Raw genomic sequence first — 18972 nt, 5'->3', positions numbered from 1 at the left:
TGATTGGTTACTTTGCAAATTTCTACAATCAATCAATACTCGTCAATCGAATAAATATATGATTTTTCTTAAACCAATTTATCCTTCAATGCTTTTACAACTGCCTCTGATTTTGAGTTTACGTGTAGTTTTTTATAGATATTATTGATGTGGCTACGCACAGTTCCCATACTTATATAGCAATTTGAGGCAATCATTTTATAACTATCGCCATCAACTAAGCATTTTAAAATGACTAATTCCCTTTCTGAAAGATTATTTTCTTCGTTTTTGATTATTTTTGGAATCGTAAAATACTCTAAGACTTTACGTGCAATTGCGGGTGTCATCGGTGAACCGCCGTGATAAATTTCATGGATGGCTTCAATAATTTCTATGATTTTTGATTTTTTTAAAAGATAGCCAGATGCTCCTGCTTGTAAAGCACTAAATAGTTTTTCTTTGTCTTCAAAGACAGTTAGTATCAAAATATTTATCTGTGGAAATTGCTCTTTAACGAGTTTTGTGGCATCAATTCCATTCATTAATGGCATATCAACATCCATCAAAATAACATCAGGCATTGTATTGTTACAATTTTGGATAATATCGACAGGCGAATTATATGAACCCAAAAAATTGAATTCTTCCGAACTTTGAAGTAAATGACTTAGACTTGTTCGCAGGGTGTCGTTATCTTCGTAAAGTGCAACTTTTATCACTGTTTCGCTCATAATGTTTGGATAGCAAATTGAACACTTTTTAATGTAAATGACAATCGAATAAATATATGGTTTTATAAATTGATGGCATACAAATTTTAAATCATTATAGAGTAATTTCTAATTTTACTAGTGTTCCTTTGCCAATAATGCTATCAACTAATAATCTGCCACCAATTTTTTTAGCTCTATTTTTTATATTTTTTTGTCCATTTTTTCCTAAATTAGCATTTGTTTCAAAACCAATTCCATCATCTATCACGCTCATTATCAATTTATTATTAAAAATTGTTCCTTGGATAATAGCATTTTTACATTGACTATATTTAATTAAATTATTTATGGCTTCTTTTAATATTAAATAAATATCACGACGTTTACCCATGTCAATTTTAACTGATTCAAGTTCTGGTGAAAATTCAAATTTGAATTCAATGTCTTTCGACTCAAATAATGGTATTGCAAAAGATTTTAAACGAGTTTCAAGGTTATAAAACGCATCGTTTTCTGGATTGATTGTCCAAATAATATCATCCATTTTATCAATCACTTCTCTTGAATCATTACTTACTTGTTGCATTATTTCTGGCTCAAAATCACCTTTTTTTTGTTGATAGGCTACCAATTCTGACAAAATTGAAATACTGCTCAATGTACTGCCAATTTCATCATGCAAATCTGCTGCAATTCGATTTCTGAGAATTTGTTCTTCTTTGAATCGTTTTAATTTATTACGGTTTAGAATTAGAATAATTATCACAATCGCAAACATAAGGCTTAAAATTCCTGTAAAAAGAATGATATTTCGTTGAAATACAGAATTCTTGTTTGACAATTCAAGTACTTTTATATTTGCGTCCTGTTTTTCTTTTTCGAGCTTATTTATTTTAGAAGCTAAGTTTGAGGAGAATAAAGAATCATTAATTGTATGTGCTAGGCTTTGATAATTATAGGCTTTACGATAATTATTTGTTTTTACGGCAATTTCACTGAGTACTTCATAAACTTCCTTTTGTCCTAAACCAAAATTGTCTTTTTTACTTAATTCAAGCATTTTTAAGAAATACATTTCTGATTCTTTATATTTTTTTTGTAGCAAAAAGTAGTGACCCAGTCCACCATACACTTGGGCCTTTCTAACATCTATATTTAATTCTTCAGCCAGTTTTTTTGCTTTATATAAATATACTAAACCCTCGTCAAGATTGTTTAAATAAGCATAGAGATGTCCATAACCCACCCAGCAATTAATAATCATTGATTTTCGACAATACTTGATGGCAAAGTGTTCTGATTTTTTTAAATGCTCAAGTGCATAGTTAAAATCTTTTATAATTATTCCATAGTTGAAGAGTGCATGTTCACCTAAAAACCGCATCGAATAGTCGGTGTCTTTATAGGTTGCTTCTTGAATTTTTTTAATGTAGGTAAGTGCTTTTGCCATATCTGAAATTTGATAAATTTCATAGACACCTAAATATGCTTGTGTGATATATTCACGCAGATTGTATTTTTCTGTCAATTCTATTGCTTTATAATAGTATTTCAAGGCTTTCTCAAATTCATTAATATGATTGTAACACGAACCATATAATGTATAAACTTTTTGTAAAAGATGATTAGAAAGATGATATTTATTAATCATTACTTCAACTTTCTCAATGTATTTTAGTGCCTCATAAGGTTCTATATTTCGGTATTTCAATAATCCAGCGTACCAATGCAAGCGTGCATAACCCTCATAATCTTTTATTTTTAGAGCAAGCTTTTCTGTTTCCTTAATAACAGAGTCCGCTTTTTTTACATCATCCAAAGGGTTCATTAGTTGCCATACGTATCGTTCTGCTGTCCTAACATAATTAGTGTCTTTAGGCATTTTTTTCAGAAGCGTATTTAGAGAATCTGATTGACTATTTGCCCAACAAATAGTAGCATTGGATAGAAGGATAATGAAAAAAGTAATAATCTTTTTGATATTACTTATCTTTAATTGTTTTTTCAGAGCTTGACCATTCATAAAATAATTTCCAAATTTACAGTTGTTCCATGACCAATCTTACTTTCAATTTTAAAGTCAGCCCCAATTTTACTAGCTCTAACGCTCATGTTTTTTTGTCCGTTTCTTAATGATTCAATATTTGTTTCAAAACCAATTCCATCATCTATTGTGCTTATTATCAGCTTGTTATCTACAAATGAACCCTTAATCGTTGCATTTTTGCATTGACTATACTTAACCAAATTATTGATAGCTTCTTTCAAAATCAAATAAATATCCCGACGTTTACCCATGTCAATTTTAATTGTTTCCAATTCTGGAGAAAAATCAAATTTAAAATCAATGTCCTTCGATTCAAACAAAGGAATGGAAAAAGACTTTATTCGAGTTTCAAGGTTATAAAAGTCATCATTCTCAGGATTTATTGTCCAAATAATATCGTCCATTTTATCAATTACATCACGGGCGTCATTACTTACTTGCAGCATAATTTCAGGTTTATATTCTTTCTTTTTTTGTTGAAATGCCACAATTTCTGACAAAATTGAAATACTGCTCAAAGTACTACCGATTTCATCGTGGAGGTCGGCAGCTATTCGGTTTCTTAAATTTTGTTGTGCTTCGAAATACTTTAACTTATTTCTATTTTGTAGTGAAAAAACTATAAATCCAGCCAATATTATAGTGAAAAGTCCACCAATTAAGTAAGCGTTTTTTTGAAAATTTGCATTTTTAGTTTCTTCATTCAACAACTTTATTTGCGTTTCTTTCTTTTCAGTTTCATACTTTGTAAGTAAATCCCTTGAAAGTTCTTCAGATTCTATTTTTGCACTTGAATCTTTTAGTACATTCGATTCCTGTATTAACTTAAAAGCATTTTTATAGTCATTTATATCGGCATAATAATTAGCTAATATTTCGGTTGAATAAATTTTTTCAGATATATTATCAACTTCTGAATTCAATTTGTAAGCTTCGTTTAGATATTTTTTTGCATTCGATAAATCCTTTAGTTCCCAATAATACTCACCTAAAACTCCATAAGCAGTTTGTAACCCAACTGGAGATTTTAACTTAATACATAATTGTTCATTTTCTAATAAATAAGGCTCACCTTTTTTGGGATTTCCAAGATTTGAATAAGTACGCCCGACATTTACCAATAAATCAGTTTGAAGAAGTAAATAGTTTGCTTTCCTTGCGTAATCTAAACCTTTCAAATAATGAGAAAGGGCTTTATGAAGGCTGTCCATGTCGTCATAAATATTTCCTAAACGATTTTCTTGAATGCCCATACCTTTCAAATTCTTGTTTTTAGTACTAATTTCTAAGGCTTTTGTGGCATATTTTATTGCTTCTGGCAGTTTTTTATAGCCTTTTAATACAGAAGCAACTAGGCCATAAGGGCTTTCGTTTAATTTTTTCAAATTGGCCTTTTCTTGAATTTCAATGGCTTTTAGAGCATATTGCATGGTTTTATCTTTATTTCCTAAATTCCGATAGGCGAGAGCAATGTCTGAAAGAGATGTCACTATAAAATCTTTTGAAAGACTTTTTTCGGCAATTTCATTGCTTTTTAAATATAAATTCAGAGATTTTTCTATCTCAGAATTTATAGTGGCTATACTACCTCTAATAATTAAAGAATAATATATTCCTTTGGGATAATTAATTTTTTGAGCTAAATTTTCTACTAAATTAGCCAACGAATCAGCCCGTTGATATTGAGCATTATTGATATATAAAAATGCTGTATTTTTCCATGCCAAAATCATATTACTATCTTTGGGCATAGTTTTTATGTATTTCTCAAGCGAATCAAGGCTTTTGGGGACTTCGCCAAAAATATCAATAGTCAGTAGGCATAGAATTAAACAGATTATTTTTTTCATGACTATAATAAATTAATAAACAAGGTTTTATTGTATTTTTTAATTCAAATAATTGATAATCAGTTGTTTAACTCATGGAATATAGTAGCGATATTATAAAAGAAATGACTTTGATGTGTGAATTTCAATAAAACACAAAACCCTTGTCAATAATATTGACAAGGGTTTCGCATTTACATTTTTAGTTCAACTACCTGGACCATCATTGATATGATTTACTGTATCACCTTGTTTACCTGAAGCATTTGTTTTAGGTTTTACATTTGCTTCATCTTGACAGGAGAATACTCCAAAAGCAAGAAAAATTAGAATAAAAGTGAATTTTTTCATAGCATTGTAAACTTTTAATGAATTGTACATGAATAAAAGTTGCTAATTTTATTATTTATTTTTGAAATTTACAAATCCAAATCATCCTAATTTGTCATTTAGCAATTTATAACTAACATTTTATGCAAATAGAAACTTTTCAGAATTCTGAGCAATTAGCGATTCATACGGCTAATTTTATCATTAATTTAGTAAAAAGCAAGCCAGATGCTACACTTATACTGACCTCAGGTGATACGCCAGTTTTGACCTACAAAAAAATAGTTGAACTGGCCAATCCTGCTGATTTTGAACAAGTTACGATTGTTGGTCTTGATGAATGGGTTGGAATTCCAGCTACAAGTGTGGGCAGTTGTAGGTTTATTGTGGAAGAAAATTTATTAAAACCATTAAAAATTAATCCCAATCAATATACTTTTTTTGATTCTATTACGGATAATTTACAAGCTGAATGTAAAAGAGTAGATGACCTATTATTTGAAAAAGGTGGAGCCGATTTAATAATTGTTGGTGTTGGAGTAAATGGTCACATTGGCTTAAATGAACCTGGAACAAGTTTTGATAATTATTGTCACGTCTCTGAACTTGCCGAAATTACGGTTACAGTAGGACAAAAATATTTCACCGAAAATACTACACTTACACATGGTATTACGATTGGTTTGAAACATTTATTGGAAGCAAAAATAGCTATTTTGATTGCAACTGGTGAAAGAAAAGCTGAAGTTTTGAAACAAATGAACCAAACAGAACCAAATGTAGATTTGCCAGCAACGATTTTTAAATTACATAAAAATGCATTTGTTTGGATTGACGAACCTGCAGCAAGTTTACTCTAAAAACAGCAATGTCTAGTCCATGAATTCAAAAAAAGTAAATTATATATTTGTCGCTCTTTGCATTTTACTCCCAATTCTTTATGGAGTTTTTTTTATTCGGAACTTCACGATGCCATTGTCTGGTGGAGGAGATGTAGATGAATGGGAATATGTTGGCTATTATTTGTCAGAAAATATTAGTTTTAAGCCATTTCCACAACTAATCTTCAATCATAATCAAACATTCTATCCATTTGGAACAACACAAGTTTTTTCTGATTGGTCATTAGAAAGCAATTATTGGTTTGCTTTTTTTTATAAATTTTTTGGACATGGGCCATGGTTAAACTTATACTATATTCTTAGTTTAATTGTCTCTTTTTTAGGCACATTTATACTTTTGAAGAAAGAATTTGGTGAATATAAAGCCTTTTTTGTGGGTTTTGTTGTTACATTTTTAAACTTTTATGCTTTAAATAAGTATCCGCATCATTTCAATCATAGTACGATTCATTGGGCTATTTTGAGCCTATTTACTGATTTTATTCTTGTAAAGCGTATAATTTTCAATGAAAGTATTTCTCTAAAATGGGTTTTTCTAAAAGCTTTTTTATTGATTACAACACTCGGAATGAATCTTGGTTATATTTGTGGATTTGCACTTAATAGCTTTGTAATAAGTTTTGTTTTTGTATTAATTGTTTTCATAAAACGGTATATTAAGAGTGATTTTCAGCTGAAAAACTACCTATTCGCTTGGATAAAGGAGCTTAAGCAGGCACCATTGTTGTTCTTTATTCTTGCTATTCCATTTATTATTTTATTGTTTTTTTACTTGCCTTTAGTACTTCAAATTTATTTTGAGGCAAAAACTTTTCATCTTGACGAAGCCAATGCTCCCCATTTTTGGAGTCATCCATTACGAATGCTTTTGCCATATTTTCCGTATTTTAGTGCATTGCCTAATCCTCTGATTGAATTTCTGAAAGATATGCCCGAAGGATTAGGTTCTGGAAGTCCAGGATGGTTTTGTTTATTCTTGGGAATAGTTGGATTTTTCAGAAATCGTAAAAAATATTGGTTGGTTTTTCTGCCGTTGATTATACTTTTAATCATTTCAACTTTTTACCATCCCAATAAAATTCCAACATTAAAAATATTTCCGTGGGGGGCATATAATCGGGTTCCTTCGAGGTTTACCTCAATTTTACCAGTTATTTTTAGTTGCTTTTTTCTGCCAATTAACTTTAAAACAATACCGTTTAAAAAACTTTTTTTCTTCCTTATTACAACTATTTTAGTGTTAGAAGTGTCAGTAGTTTATAAATTTAGATTTAGCCAAAAACCTTTTGAGTTTGATAAAGATTTTTTTGCATATATGCATCATATAAAAGAGCAAAAAGGAGAAGCAATAATGGATTTTCCTTTTTGTATCGTTGGCGGCGATGGCACTGGTTTAAAAGAGAATTTATGTCCAATTTTTACAAAAACTTGTAATGTTTACGCACTCAGAAGATTTCATGAAAAGAAAGTTATTGGCGGTTATTATAGCCATGTACATGAGTCGGCAATCAAAGGATTTGTAAACGGAGGTATTGGTAATTGGATGAAGCCTGATACAAATAGTTGGCAATTTGCTTCAAAAATCATAAATACATTTGATAGTCAACAACTTGAGCATTTTGTTAAGTATTTTCAATACAATGATTTTGTTGGTATAAACGTTTGTGTTGATTTAATACCAAAAGAAATGTATCAACAAATTATTGAAAATATCGGTAAACCAACCCATTCAACAGTATATCCTGGTGCAGGGAAAGTAGTTTTTATTCCTCGCCCGAAAGGTTGGGAGAAGCTTATGAATGCCTCAAAAGCAAAACTCATACATTATCCATGCGGTTGCTGATTATTAGTTTTATAAAATAGCCCAATAAAATACCTTACCCAATATAATATGGCCAAACTACTACAACTACAAACATTTTTATCCGAAAAAGGAAGTTTAACAGTTTTTGAAAAAATTCTTGAAAATGGAATAAAAAGGATTTTCTATATTTATAATGCTGAAAACCAAATTAGAGGGGGGCATCGTCATAAACTTGCTTACAATGCATTGACTTGTGTGAATGGTACTTGTAAAGTTTATATTCACGATGGAGTTGAAGAGCAAACTTTCGAACTTGATTCACCTGAAAAATGTCTTTTATTAGAACCGAAAGATTGGCATTCAATGTATGATTTTTCTGAAAATGCCGTATTATTGGTTCTTTCCGATAGATTTTATGAAAAAGAAGACTATATTTATGAAAAGTATGAAACTTTAGTCAACTCATAAATGACAACTAAAAAGCCGAATGAAAATTTTCATTCGGCTTTTTTATAGAATTAACAATCTTATAATTAGAGCGTTTCTATAATAATATTGTGATTAGTATAAATACAAATATCGGCTGCAATATTCAAACCTTCTTGCACAATTTGCTCGGCTGTTAATGTATCTGCGTGTCTTTTTAATGCAATTGCCGCCGATTGAGCATACATACTTCCAGAGCCAATAGAAGCAATTTGATTGTCGGGTTCTAAAACATCACCTGTGCCTGAAATGATAAGCATTTCGCTTTCATTTGCCACTATCAACATTGCTTCTAATTTCCGTAAAAAACGGTCAGTCCGCCAATCTTTTGCTAACTCAATGGCAGCTCGTTTCATATTTCCTCCGTAGGCATTGAGTTTTTCTTCAAACCTTTCAATCAATGTAAATGCATCTGCTGTTGACCCAGCAAATCCTGCTAATATTTTACCACCATATAGTTTTCTTACTTTACGTACATTGCTTTTAGCAACTGTATTTCCCATTGTTGCTTGTCCATCAGCACCAAGAGCAACTTTACCATTATGAATCACACCAAGAACGGTGGTTGCGTGTATTTTTTGCATTTATTTTTCCTTCGATTCTATTTTAGTTATTTTCCAAACATTACTTTCCAAATCCATTGAGTAGATATAAGTAATTTTGTAGGGCTTTTTGACGTTAATTGTTACTTTGGCTTTTGTGTTGCTTATGGTCGTAAAAGAATTATTATTCAAAGCATACTGCAAATCTTTATCACTTGGTGGGTCTTGCGAAAGTGTATATCTATCATAATCAATTCCTTCTGCATAACCATTTTTCTTAATTTGGGCCTGTTTTGCAATAAATTCTTGCTGTAGTCCTTTAATATAAAGACTTGAAAAAAGGCCAGTTTTCTCAATTGATTGAATATATTTTTGAATACATTTCATATCAATTTTTGTAATATCAACCCCATCTGCTTCAAAACAATCACCTTCAAATGGAACTTGGTCAGTTTTTCCATACCAAGTTATAAAAGCTGTTAAACGTTGTTTCGGCGTTTCTTTTATCTGAGCAGAAACAGCAAAATATGAGATAAAACAAATCCCCCATAGAGAGATTGTTAACCAACTATACGGAGGATTTATATTTTTCATGAATGTATTTTAATTCTAAACCAATAATTTATAAGGTTCTTCAAGTAACTGTTTAAGGGTTACCAAGAAAGCAGCACCTGTGGCACCATCTACAACACGATGGTCGCAAGTAAGTGTTACTTTCATCACATTAGTTGCATAGAATTGACCGTTTTTAACTGCTACAATTTCTTTGATTCCGCCAACAGAAAGAATGCAAGATTCATTTTTCGGATTGTTAATAATTGAAGTAAATTGTTCAATACCAAACATTCCAAGATTACTGACCGTGAAAGTATTTCCTTCCCAGTCTTTTGGTTGAAGTTTGCCATTTTTAGCTTTTCCACCTAAATCTTTAGTAGTTGCTGCCAAAACTGATAAAGGCAACGTATCTGCAAAACGAATAACTGGAACTACTAATCCTTCTGGAATAGCAACTGCCATACCGATATGCACATGATGATTGCGTCTAATATGGTCTTCTCTCCAAGAAGAGTTTACGTTTGGATGTTTCTTTAATGCAACGCCACAGGCTTTCAAAACCATATCGTTGAATGAAATTTTCACTGGTGAGACTTCATTCATCACTTCTCTTGCTTGAATAGCTTTATCCATGCAAATTTCCATTGTTAATTGGAAATCAACAGCAGTAGATTGTGACTCAGCTAAGCTTCTTGCAATTGCTTTACGCATTTGAGTTAAGCCTATTTCCTCGTAACTTTCAACACCTGCGGCAGCAGTAGTAATTGCAGCAGCAGTACTCGATGCTGATTCTTTGGCTTTTGGTTTGAAATTGTCAACGTCAGATTTGATAATTCTACCACCTTCACCACTACCATTAATGTCGGCCAATTGAACGCCTTTTTCTTCGGCAATTTTCTTAGCTAATGGGGAAGCTAATATTCTTGAATTACTGCTTGAGACTTGTACTGGTGCTGCTTTGGGGGCTTCTGTTGCTACTGGTGCTTGTGCAGCGACCGTTTCTTTAGCAGGAGCTGTAGTTGGAGCAGCAGAACCATTAAGCAAAGCTTGATAATTAGCACCTTCCTCACCAATAACTGCAATGACAGCATTTATTTTAGCGGCCTGACCCGCTTCTACACCTACATATAATAAAGTGCCATCTTCGTATGCTTCCAATTCCATAGTGGCTTTATCAGTTTCGATTTCAGCCAAAATATCACCAGATTTAATTTTATCACCAACTTTCTTTAGCCATGTATGAATAACACCTTCAGTCATGGTATCACTCAAAAGAGGCATTGTAACAACTTTTGCTTTAATGTTAGAAGTGTCAACTGCTGGAGCAGTAGCCACTGGCGGTGTTTCCTGAACTACTGGAGCAGCTTCTGTTACAGTAGCAGCAGAAACGCCATTAAGCAGACCTTGAAAATCTTCGCCTGGTTTTCCAATTACTGCCATGATTGCATCTACAGGAACTGACTGCCCTTTTTCAACGCCTATATAAAGTAGCGTACCGTCATAATAAGACTCCATATCCATTGTAGCCTTATCAGTTTCAACTTCTGCTAAAATATCACCTGATTTTACAACATCACCAACTTTTTTGTTCCATGCCGCAATAACACCCTCAGTCATGGTGTCACTCATTTTGGGCATTCTGATTACTTCTGCCATTTTTAAAAATTTGCTTAGATTTTGGATAGTATCATTATGGGCGGTATTCCGCTTGGCGGCAATACCGCTGGACGGAGTTTCGATGAGAGACTTCCCGCTTCAATCCTCAAAATTATAACAAAGTTTTGTATGTCCTTAAAAAACTAATAAGAAAGTTTGTAATAAGTTTTATTTTGCCTTTTTTTACCCATAAATAATCAAAAAAACACCAACTATGTTGCTATTAATCTTCTTTTTATTCAATTTTTTTTTATCAATAAAAATCTTTACGAATTACTCTTGGCGTTTGTCGTTTTGTTTGTCTTTGCAATTGTTTGCTTTCTTAAGCTGGTTTTTTGTTGAATTGTTTGGTTTTTTCGATGCGATTGCATGGTATGTATGCTTTATTTTTTGGCTATTTCCCACTTTATTTTCAATTTTTTATCTTTTCAATAATAGAAAAAAACTACCTAAAATTGAGTTTGTTAACCTAAAAATTCAGCCAACTATTGTTCTTTTGGGTAGTGTTTTTTTATTTACTTTCTTGTCTGGAATTCTTTATGCTCCAAACACTATCGACTCGACAGTTTATCATCTTACTCGGATTGAATTTTGGTTGCAACATAAAAATGTAAATTATTTTGCAACACAAACAGACCGAATGCTATACCAACCGCCGCTAGCAGAATATATGATTTTGCAGTTTAGGCTGCTTAAAGATTCTGATACTTTCAGCTTTATTATTCAATGGTTATTTGCTATTGGGGCGTGTTTAGGCGTTAGTTTATTAGCGGAAATTGCAGGTGCAAATAAGAAAGTTCAGCAGCTAAGTTTATTTATTGCAGGAACTATTCCTATGCTAATTTTGCAATCTTCTTCAACTCAGAATGATGTTGTTGTTGCTTTTTTTATTATTATGACGGCTTTACATTTACTAAAAAACCTTAAAGAAAATAAATCAACATCAGCCTTTTTGAGCGGAATCTCAATTGGTGAAGCAATCCTGACAAAAGGCACAGCTTACGTTTTTTTGTTTCCTATTTGTATGTTTTGGGGAATAATGAAATTGATAAAAATCTATAATAAGGAAGTAAAGTTTATTCAACAATTGAAATTTTTAATGCTTCTTGTTATCCCATTTTTAACAATTTGTTTATCATTTTATTATAGGAATTACGTATTAATTGGTTCACCATTGGGGGTTTCTAAAGAATTATTTTACGTTTATAACAATCAATCGCATACTATTTCAAGTTTTTTATCGGTAGTATTTAGAAATCTAAGTTTACATTTTACATTTCCTGGAATTCATTTGATAGCAGAAAAAATAATCTATTTTTTACATCAAAGCATTTTGAATGTAAGTGTAAATGACCCAGCTACATCTTTTTGTCCTTTCGATTTACCGATGCTTGGAATGACAGAAGATAATGCTGGCAATTTATTACATATTCTTCTCATAATTCCTGCATTGACTTTTGTGTTTAAATCAAGAAATACAACTTTAAAAGCCATTACTTTTTTTGGGATTTTTTCATTTTTACTTTTTTGCTTTCAGATTAAGTGGCAATTATGGCATTCAAGGCTTCATATTCCAGTATTTTTGTTAATGAGTATTCCGATTGCTTTTTTTATCGAACAATATAAGTTTTCAAAGCCAATTGTTTTACTCATAGGTATTTCAGCAATAACTTTTTCATTGTTTTGTTTTAATCGACCCATTATTAAATTTCCACCATTAACATCGAATGTTTATTTTTCAGAATCTAGGATAGCTCAATTTTATACAATGCAAGAAGAAAAAGGCAATCAAATGCAGGCAGTAATAAAATATTTACAGAAGAAGAATTTTAAAACAATTGCTGTGAAATCTGAAGAAAAATATGGCAATGATATTTTGTATCCGATTATGTATAATTTGAGACATAAATCAAAATTTTATCCAGTACAAATGTTTAATCAAACTAAATCTTTAGATAGTACAAATATGAATTTTGATGCAGTCCTATTTTTCACTTCTACGCCTCCAGACACATTAAAAATAGTTAATAATTACAAAAAAAACGTCATTAATAGTTCAGATTTATTTATTTTTACACCTTTAAAAAATATAAATAAGCACTAAAAACTAAATGCCACTAATTAAGAAATTATCAATCATTATTCCTGCCTATAATGAAGAGAAAACCATTCAGAGTGTTTTACAAAAAGTTTCAGAAGTACAATTGATAGGTGGAATTGAAAAAGAAATAATTGTCGTTAACGATTGTTCGTCTGATGATACCGAAAGCGAAATTTTAAGATTTAAAAGTAACTCAACAACAACTATTATTTACCTTAAACATGAGATAAATAAAGGCAAAGGATCATCTCTTCACACAGGAATTAAGGTTGCAAGTGGTGAATTTTTGATTGTTCAAGATGCAGACCTAGAATATGACCCTGAGGAGTTTAATATTTTACTCAAACCTGTACTTGATGGACATGCAGATGTAGTTTTTGGCTCTCGATTTATGGGTGGAAATCCACATAGAATCCTGTTTTTTTGGCATACAATAGGGAATAAATTGTTGACATTTTTTTCCAATATGTTTAATAATTTAAACCTAACAGACATGGAAACTTGTTATAAATTGTTTAATACCAAGATGGTTCAAAGCCTTGAATTGAGAGAAAAAAGATTTGGATTTGAGCCAGAAGTAACTGCCAAAATTGCTAAAATTCCGAGAATTCGTATTTATGAAGTAGGGATTTCGTATTATGGAAGAACCTATGAAGAAGGAAAAAAAATAAATTGGAAAGATGGTTTTAGAGCCTTGTATTGTATCTTAAAATATGGTTTTTGACTGATTAAAAAAAGATTATCCTGTGATTGTAAAAAACTAAAGGCCTGGAATGTTATTTTCCATGCCTTTAGTTTTTGATGGGAGATAAATTTAATTATTTATTTTCAAAATAGCCATAAATGCATCTTGAGGAACTTCTACCGTTCCGATTTGACGCATACGTTTTTTGCCTTTCTTTTGTTTTTCCAATAATTTTCTTTTACGAGAAATATCACCACCGTAACATTTGGCTGTTACGTCTTTTCTTAATGCTTTTACAGTTTCTCTTGAAATAATTTTTGCACCGATAGCGGCTTGAATAGCAATATCAAATTGTTGACGAGGAAGTAATTCTCTTAATTTCTCGCATAATTTCTTGCCCCAATCGTAAGCTTTATCACGGTGAACAATGGCTGAAAGTGCATCAACAGGCTCACCATTTAATAAAATATCAAGTTTAACTAATGAAGATTCTCGATAACCAATTAAATGATAATCAAGAGAAGCATAGCCACGTGAAATAGTTTTTAATTTATCAAAGAAATCAAACACAACTTCCGAAAGTGGTAATTCAAATGTTAATTCAACCCGTGTGGCAGTCAAATAAACTTGGTTTTTCAAAAGACCACGTTTATCCATACATAAACCAATGATTGGCCCAACATAATCGGCTGCAGTTATGATTTGAGCATTAATAAAAGGTTCTTCAATCCAATTAATAACATTTGGGTCGGGCATTTCTGACGGTGCAGAAACTTCCAACAATTCACTTTTCTTGTCTATAACATGGAATTTTACAGATGGAACTGTCGTCAAAACAGTCATATCAAACTCTCTTTCGAGTCGTTCTTGCACAATTTCCATGTGAAGCATTCCCAAAAAACCACAGCGGAATCCAAAGCCCAAAGCAGCCGATGTTTCTGGTTCCCAAATTAGAGCTGCATCATTGAGTTGCAACTTTTCCATGGCATCACGCAAATCTTCAAATTCTGTCGTATCAACTGGGTAAATTCCAGCAAAAACCATTGGTTTTACTTCTTGGAAACCCTTAATCATTTCTTTGGTTGGAAACAAGGCATTGGTAATTGTATCACCAACTTTAACTTCTTTAGCAACTTTAATTCCTGAAATAATATAACCTACATCGCCACAATCGACATAATCACGAGGTTCTTTTGTTAAACGTAAAATTCCAACTTCATCAGCAAAATATTCTTTGCCCGTTGCCACAAATTTTACTTTGTCTCCTTTATTAATTCTCCCGTTTTTTACTCGGAAAATAACTTCAATTCCTCGAAATGAATTAAATGTTGAATCAAAAATTAGGGCTTGAAGTTCTGCTGCAGGGTTTCCTACAGGAGCTTTAATTCTATGTATAATTGCAGCTAATATTTCGTTGATACCAATTCCTTCTTTGGCACTTGCAGGTATAATTGAGTCACGGTCACAACCTATTAAGTCCACGATTTGGTCTTTAACTTCTTCGGGCATTGCACCTGGTAAGTCAATTTTATTCAAAACGGGAATAATTTCGAGGTCGTGTTCTAATGCCAAAAATAAATTACTAATTGTTTGTGCTTCAATACCTTGAGCAGCATCAACAACTAACAAAGCACCTTCACAGGCTGCAATCGAACGAGAAACTTCATAACTAAAATCAACGTGACCAGGCGTATCAATTAAGTTTAGAACATATTCTTGTCCTTCAAATTGATAATTCATTTGGATTGCGTGACTTTTGATTGTGATACCTCTTTCACGCTCTAAATCCATATCATCAAGCACTTGGGCTTGCATATCACGGCCTGAAACTGTACCTGTAAATTGTAATAGACGGTCGGCAAGTGTACTTTTACCGTGGTCAATGTGTGCAATGATGCAAAAATTACGAATATTTTTCATTAAGTACCTATATGTACAACAGGTTTGAACCTGTTTGTTGACAAATTTTGATTGTTTTGAATGGCAACATAAAGCCCCAACAGGCTAAAAACCTGTCAAACAAACAATTTGTTATTGATTTTTGCAAAAATAGAAAGAAAAAGGCAGATTTTTAAAGATATTTTTCGCCAACTAAATAATTTGTCACATAATCATTTACAGCATCTTCGAGGCTTGTAAATGGTTTTTTATAACCAATCATGCGTAATTTACTCATATTAGCTTGCGTATAATATTGATATTTGTCACGAATGTCTTCGGGAGTATCAATAAAATCAATATTTGGGGCTAAATTAAGGGCAGTAAATGTGGCTTTTGCAAGGTCAAGAAAAGTGCGGGCTTTTCCAGTTCCTAAGTTATAAATGCCAGAATTTCGGCGAGAGTGCATCAAGAAAATACAAACATCCACCAAATCTTTGACATAAATAAAATCTCTCATTTGCTCACCATCTTTGTAGTCTGGGCGATGAGATTTGAAAAGTTTAATATTTCCATTTTTATTGATTTGATTAAAAGAATGGAAAATAACCGAAGCCATACGTCCTTTATGGTATTCATTTGGCCCATAAACGTTGAAAAACTTCAATCCAGCCCAAAAAAATGGAGCATCTTTTTGTAGCAAAGCCCATTTATCAAAGTCATTCTTTGAATCACCGTAAGGATTTAACGGTTTTAAGTTCGGAATCAATAATTCGTTATCATCGTAACCTAATTCACCTGCACCATAAGTTGCCGCTGATGAAGCATAAACCAATGGAATTTGGAATTCATGGCATTTTTTCCAAATTTTCTTAGAATAATTTAGATTTAATCGGTCGAAAATTTCGGTGTCAAATTCGGTTGTATCAGTTCTGGCACCAATATGAAAACAGAATTCTACTTCAGCTTGGTTTTTTTCTAACCATTCAAAGAAATTATCTCGATGAACAAATTCTTGAATTTTCTTGTCAGCTAAGTTTCTCATTTTCAAAGGATTAGAGAAATCATCCACTGCAATAATGAAATTAAAGTTATCTTGATTCAATCTTTGAATCAAGCAACTTCCAATAAAACCTGCTGCACCTGTTACAATTATCATAGATATATGCTATTGAAAAAATAGTCTGCAAAATTAGAACATTGCTCAATACAAATCCATACACTAAACTTTGATTAAATTGTACTTTTTTAAGAAAAAGCCCATATTTGAACAACTTGAAGTATTTTGTTGGTAAATTTGTGAAAAATATAAATAAAAGGATGATTTACATTACCAGAAGAGAGACTTTTAACGCAGCTCATCAACTATATAATCCAAAATGGACAAAGGAAAAAAATAGAGAAGTATTTGGTCTTTGCTCAAATATTCATGGTCACAATTGGGAACTTTATGTGACTGTAAAAGGCAAAATTAATGAAGAAACTGGCTTTGTGATGGATTTGAAAGACCTTAGCAAAATCATGAAAAATGAAATTGTTGATAAAGTTGACCATACTTTTTTGAATACTGATGTTCCTTTTTTGAAAGATAAATTGCCTAGTACTGAGAATTTTGCCATCGAAATTTGGAAAATTTTACATCCAATAGTACCAAATTATTGTAATGGAACATTGCACAAAATAAAATTGGTTGAAACGGCCAATCATTTCGTTGAGTATTTTGGTGAAAATTAATCAATGAATTTTAGATGATAGAATATTTTTTAATTTTTAGCATCGTAATTATTCAAATATTACAAGATGAAATACTTCATAATTGCGGGTGAACGTTCTGGTGATTTGCATGGATCGAATTTAATTAAAGCGATTAAAAAAGCTGATTCACAGGCAGTTATAAAAGCTTGGGGTGGAGATTATATGCAAGAATCTGGTGCTGAAATAACCAAACATTACCGTGAACTTGCTTTTATGGGGTTTTGGGAAGTCATAAAAAATCTAACAAAAATTTTAGGGTTTATTTCAGAATGCCAGAGAGAAATTGAATTACTCAAGCCAGATGCAATTGTTTTGATTGATTATGCTGGTTTTAATATGCGAATTGCGAAGTGGGCCAAAAAGAAAAACTATAAGGTTTTTTACTATATTTCACCAAAAGTTTGGGCGTGGAATCAGAATCGTGCTTGGAGTTTGAAGAAAAACCTCGAACGTCTTTTTGTCATATTTCCATTTGAAGTCGACTTCTTTAAAAAATTTGATTTTGAGGTTGAATTTGTAGGAAATCCACTTTTTGATGCTATTGCTTCTTTCCAACCCAATGCCGATTTTTTGAAAAATAATCTGTTAGTAGGAAAAAAGATAATAGCCCTTTTACCTGGAAGTAGAAAGCAAGAAGTAGAGAAAATGCTTAATTTAATGGTTTCAACTAAAAAGCAATTTCCTGATTATCAATATGTTATTGCTGGTGTGAGTAATTTGCCAATAGATTTTTATAGCCAATTTTTAGCGAATGACATCCGTTTAGTAATTGACCAAACGTATGATTTACTATCAATTAGTAAAGCTGCATTTGTTACTTCTGGAACGGCAACTTTAGAAACCGCACTTTTTGATGTTCCGCAAGTGGTTTGTTATAAAACGAGCAATTTGTCTTTTCAAATTGCCAAAAGATTAATCAAAGTGCCGTATATTTCATTAGTCAATTTAGTTGCTCAGAAAGAGGTGGTCAAAGAATTGATTCAAGATGAATTAAATAAAGAAAATTTAATCAAAGAATTAACGTTAATTATTGATGATTCTGAAAAAAGAACCAAAGTTTTGCAAGATTATAGCCAAGTTAGGAAAAGTTTAGGAACTGTTGGTGCATCCGAAAAAACAGGAAAACGTATTGTGGAGATACTTCAAAATTATAAATAAAAATTGTACAAAAATGAAAATTCAAAATTTATCAATTGCTTTAATATTAACACTCACTTTCGTTTTTTCATGCAAAAAAAGTGAAACAGTAGTGACACCGAAAACTAAAACTGAACTTTTAGCAGGTACAGTTTCAAAAACTTGGAAAAACACCAAAGCACAAGCGACCAACGCACAAGGTCTATCAATTGACTTAGTGATTAGCCAGCCAATATGTATTGTAGATAATTTAATTATTTTCTTTCCAAATAAAATATACGAATTCCGTGAAGGTGCTACAAAATGTAATCCTGCAGACCCAGATTTACTTTTGAAAGCAAATTGGAGTTTCAATGCCACTGAAACACAATTTACAATTGATAAAATTTCGTTTCTTGGTAAAGAATATAACAATACAACATTTGATATTGTTGAGCTTACAGAAAATATTTTTGTAGGAAAAACAACGCTTGCGGTTAACGGAGTTACGTATCAATTTGCAGCTACATTTGAACCAGTTAAGTAAATATTTATGCTTCAAAATAAGCAAAAATTAAAAATTGTTTAAAA

The 18972-nt window shown here is 31.7% G+C and carries 17 protein-coding genes; 8 read left to right on the top strand and 9 right to left on the bottom strand.

Annotated elements, in window-relative coordinates; all coding sequences use genetic code 11:
• Positions 1-68: 68 nt before the first annotated feature.
• The 4 genes from MJQ71_RS06280 to MJQ71_RS06265 form a co-directional block, all read right to left on the bottom strand.
• Positions 69-713, bottom strand: coding sequence for a response regulator transcription factor (locus MJQ71_RS06280; protein ID WP_238805552.1), 645 nt, complete (start codon positions 711-713; stop codon positions 69-71).
• 94 nt (positions 714-807) lie between these two features.
• Positions 808-2577 carry a tetratricopeptide repeat-containing sensor histidine kinase gene (locus MJQ71_RS06275; protein WP_238805551.1) on the bottom strand — a complete coding sequence of 590 codons (1770 nt, stop codon included), beginning with the start codon at positions 2575-2577 and terminating at the stop codon, positions 808-810.
• 137 nt (positions 2578-2714) lie between these two features.
• Positions 2715-4592 (bottom strand): tetratricopeptide repeat-containing sensor histidine kinase, encoded by a 1878-nt coding sequence (locus MJQ71_RS06270; protein WP_238805550.1) that lies wholly within the window; start codon positions 4590-4592, stop codon positions 2715-2717.
• Positions 4593-4778: 186 nt separating this feature from the next.
• On the bottom strand, positions 4779-4952 hold the full coding sequence (locus tag MJQ71_RS06265) for a hypothetical protein (protein WP_238805549.1): 174 nt from the start codon (positions 4950-4952) through the stop codon (positions 4779-4781).
• 92 nt (positions 4953-5044) lie between these two features.
• Here MJQ71_RS06265 and MJQ71_RS06260 point away from each other — a divergent pair, with 92 nt between their 5' ends.
• From MJQ71_RS06260 to MJQ71_RS06250, 3 genes are read left to right on the top strand one after another with little or no spacing between them, the layout of a single operon-like run.
• Positions 5045-5761, top strand: a complete 717-nt coding sequence (locus MJQ71_RS06260; protein ID WP_238805548.1) for a glucosamine-6-phosphate deaminase — start codon at positions 5045-5047, stop codon at positions 5759-5761.
• Between the two features lie 19 nt (positions 5762-5780).
• On the top strand, positions 5781-7646 hold the full coding sequence (locus MJQ71_RS06255) for a hypothetical protein (protein WP_238805547.1): 1866 nt from the start codon (positions 5781-5783) through the stop codon (positions 7644-7646).
• 48 nt (positions 7647-7694) lie between these two features.
• Positions 7695-8075, top strand: a complete 381-nt coding sequence (locus tag MJQ71_RS06250; RefSeq protein ID WP_238805544.1) for a sugar 3,4-ketoisomerase — start codon at positions 7695-7697, stop codon at positions 8073-8075.
• A 65-nt stretch (positions 8076-8140) separates the two neighbouring features.
• On the opposite strand, the gene hslV is transcribed toward MJQ71_RS06250, so the two are convergent.
• The 3 genes from hslV to MJQ71_RS06235 are packed head-to-tail and all read right to left on the bottom strand — an operon-like array spanning position 8141 to position 10846.
• The gene (gene hslV, locus MJQ71_RS06245) at positions 8141-8677 is read right to left on the bottom strand and encodes an ATP-dependent protease subunit HslV (protein WP_238805541.1); all 537 of its coding nucleotides are present in this window, start codon (positions 8675-8677) and stop codon (positions 8141-8143) included.
• The gene (locus MJQ71_RS06240) at positions 8678-9229 is read right to left on the bottom strand and encodes a hypothetical protein (protein WP_238805539.1); all 552 of its coding nucleotides are present in this window, start codon (positions 9227-9229) and stop codon (positions 8678-8680) included.
• A 15-nt stretch (positions 9230-9244) separates the two neighbouring features.
• Complete coding sequence (locus tag MJQ71_RS06235) at positions 9245-10846, bottom strand: dihydrolipoyl dehydrogenase family protein (protein WP_238805537.1); 1602 nt, start codon at positions 10844-10846, stop codon at positions 9245-9247.
• A gap of 523 nt (positions 10847-11369) precedes the next feature.
• Here MJQ71_RS06235 and MJQ71_RS06230 point away from each other — a divergent pair.
• Positions 11370-12950, top strand: coding sequence for an ArnT family glycosyltransferase (locus MJQ71_RS06230; protein ID WP_238805536.1), 1581 nt, complete (start codon positions 11370-11372; stop codon positions 12948-12950).
• Positions 12951-12957: 7 nt separating this feature from the next.
• Positions 12958-13671 (top strand): glycosyltransferase family 2 protein, encoded by a 714-nt coding sequence (locus MJQ71_RS06225; RefSeq protein ID WP_238805535.1) that lies wholly within the window; start codon positions 12958-12960, stop codon positions 13669-13671.
• Positions 13672-13761: 90 nt separating this feature from the next.
• Here the strand turns inward: MJQ71_RS06225 and lepA are convergent, their stop codons facing one another.
• Together lepA and rfaD are read right to left on the bottom strand one after the other, a co-directional pair.
• On the bottom strand, positions 13762-15552 hold the full coding sequence (gene lepA, locus MJQ71_RS06220; protein ID WP_238805534.1) for a translation elongation factor 4: 1791 nt from the start codon (positions 15550-15552) through the stop codon (positions 13762-13764).
• A 151-nt stretch (positions 15553-15703) separates the two neighbouring features.
• A complete protein-coding gene (gene rfaD, locus MJQ71_RS06215; RefSeq protein ID WP_238805529.1) occupies positions 15704-16669 on the bottom strand; it encodes an ADP-glyceromanno-heptose 6-epimerase in 966 nt (321 codons plus the stop codon).
• A gap of 161 nt (positions 16670-16830) precedes the next feature.
• On the opposite strand from rfaD, the gene MJQ71_RS06210 reads away from it, so the two are divergent.
• The 3 genes from MJQ71_RS06210 (at position 16831) to MJQ71_RS06200 (ending at position 18928) form a co-directional block, all read left to right on the top strand.
• Entirely contained in the window at positions 16831-17244 is a 414-nt protein-coding gene (locus MJQ71_RS06210) for a 6-pyruvoyl trahydropterin synthase family protein (RefSeq protein WP_238805528.1), read from the top strand.
• A 66-nt stretch (positions 17245-17310) separates the two neighbouring features.
• A complete protein-coding gene (gene lpxB, locus MJQ71_RS06205; RefSeq protein WP_238805523.1) occupies positions 17311-18423 on the top strand; it encodes a lipid-A-disaccharide synthase in 1113 nt (370 codons plus the stop codon).
• A 13-nt stretch (positions 18424-18436) separates the two neighbouring features.
• On the top strand, positions 18437-18928 hold the full coding sequence (locus MJQ71_RS06200) for a hypothetical protein (RefSeq protein ID WP_238805522.1): 492 nt from the start codon (positions 18437-18439) through the stop codon (positions 18926-18928).
• Positions 18929-18972 lie beyond the last annotated feature (44 nt).

The sequence above is a fragment of the Emticicia aquatica genome (genome assembly GCF_923079645.1).
GTDB classification, from domain to species: Bacteria; Bacteroidota; Bacteroidia; order Cytophagales; family Spirosomataceae; genus Emticicia; species Emticicia aquatica.
This window is presented reverse-complemented; position numbering and strand designations above follow the sequence as displayed.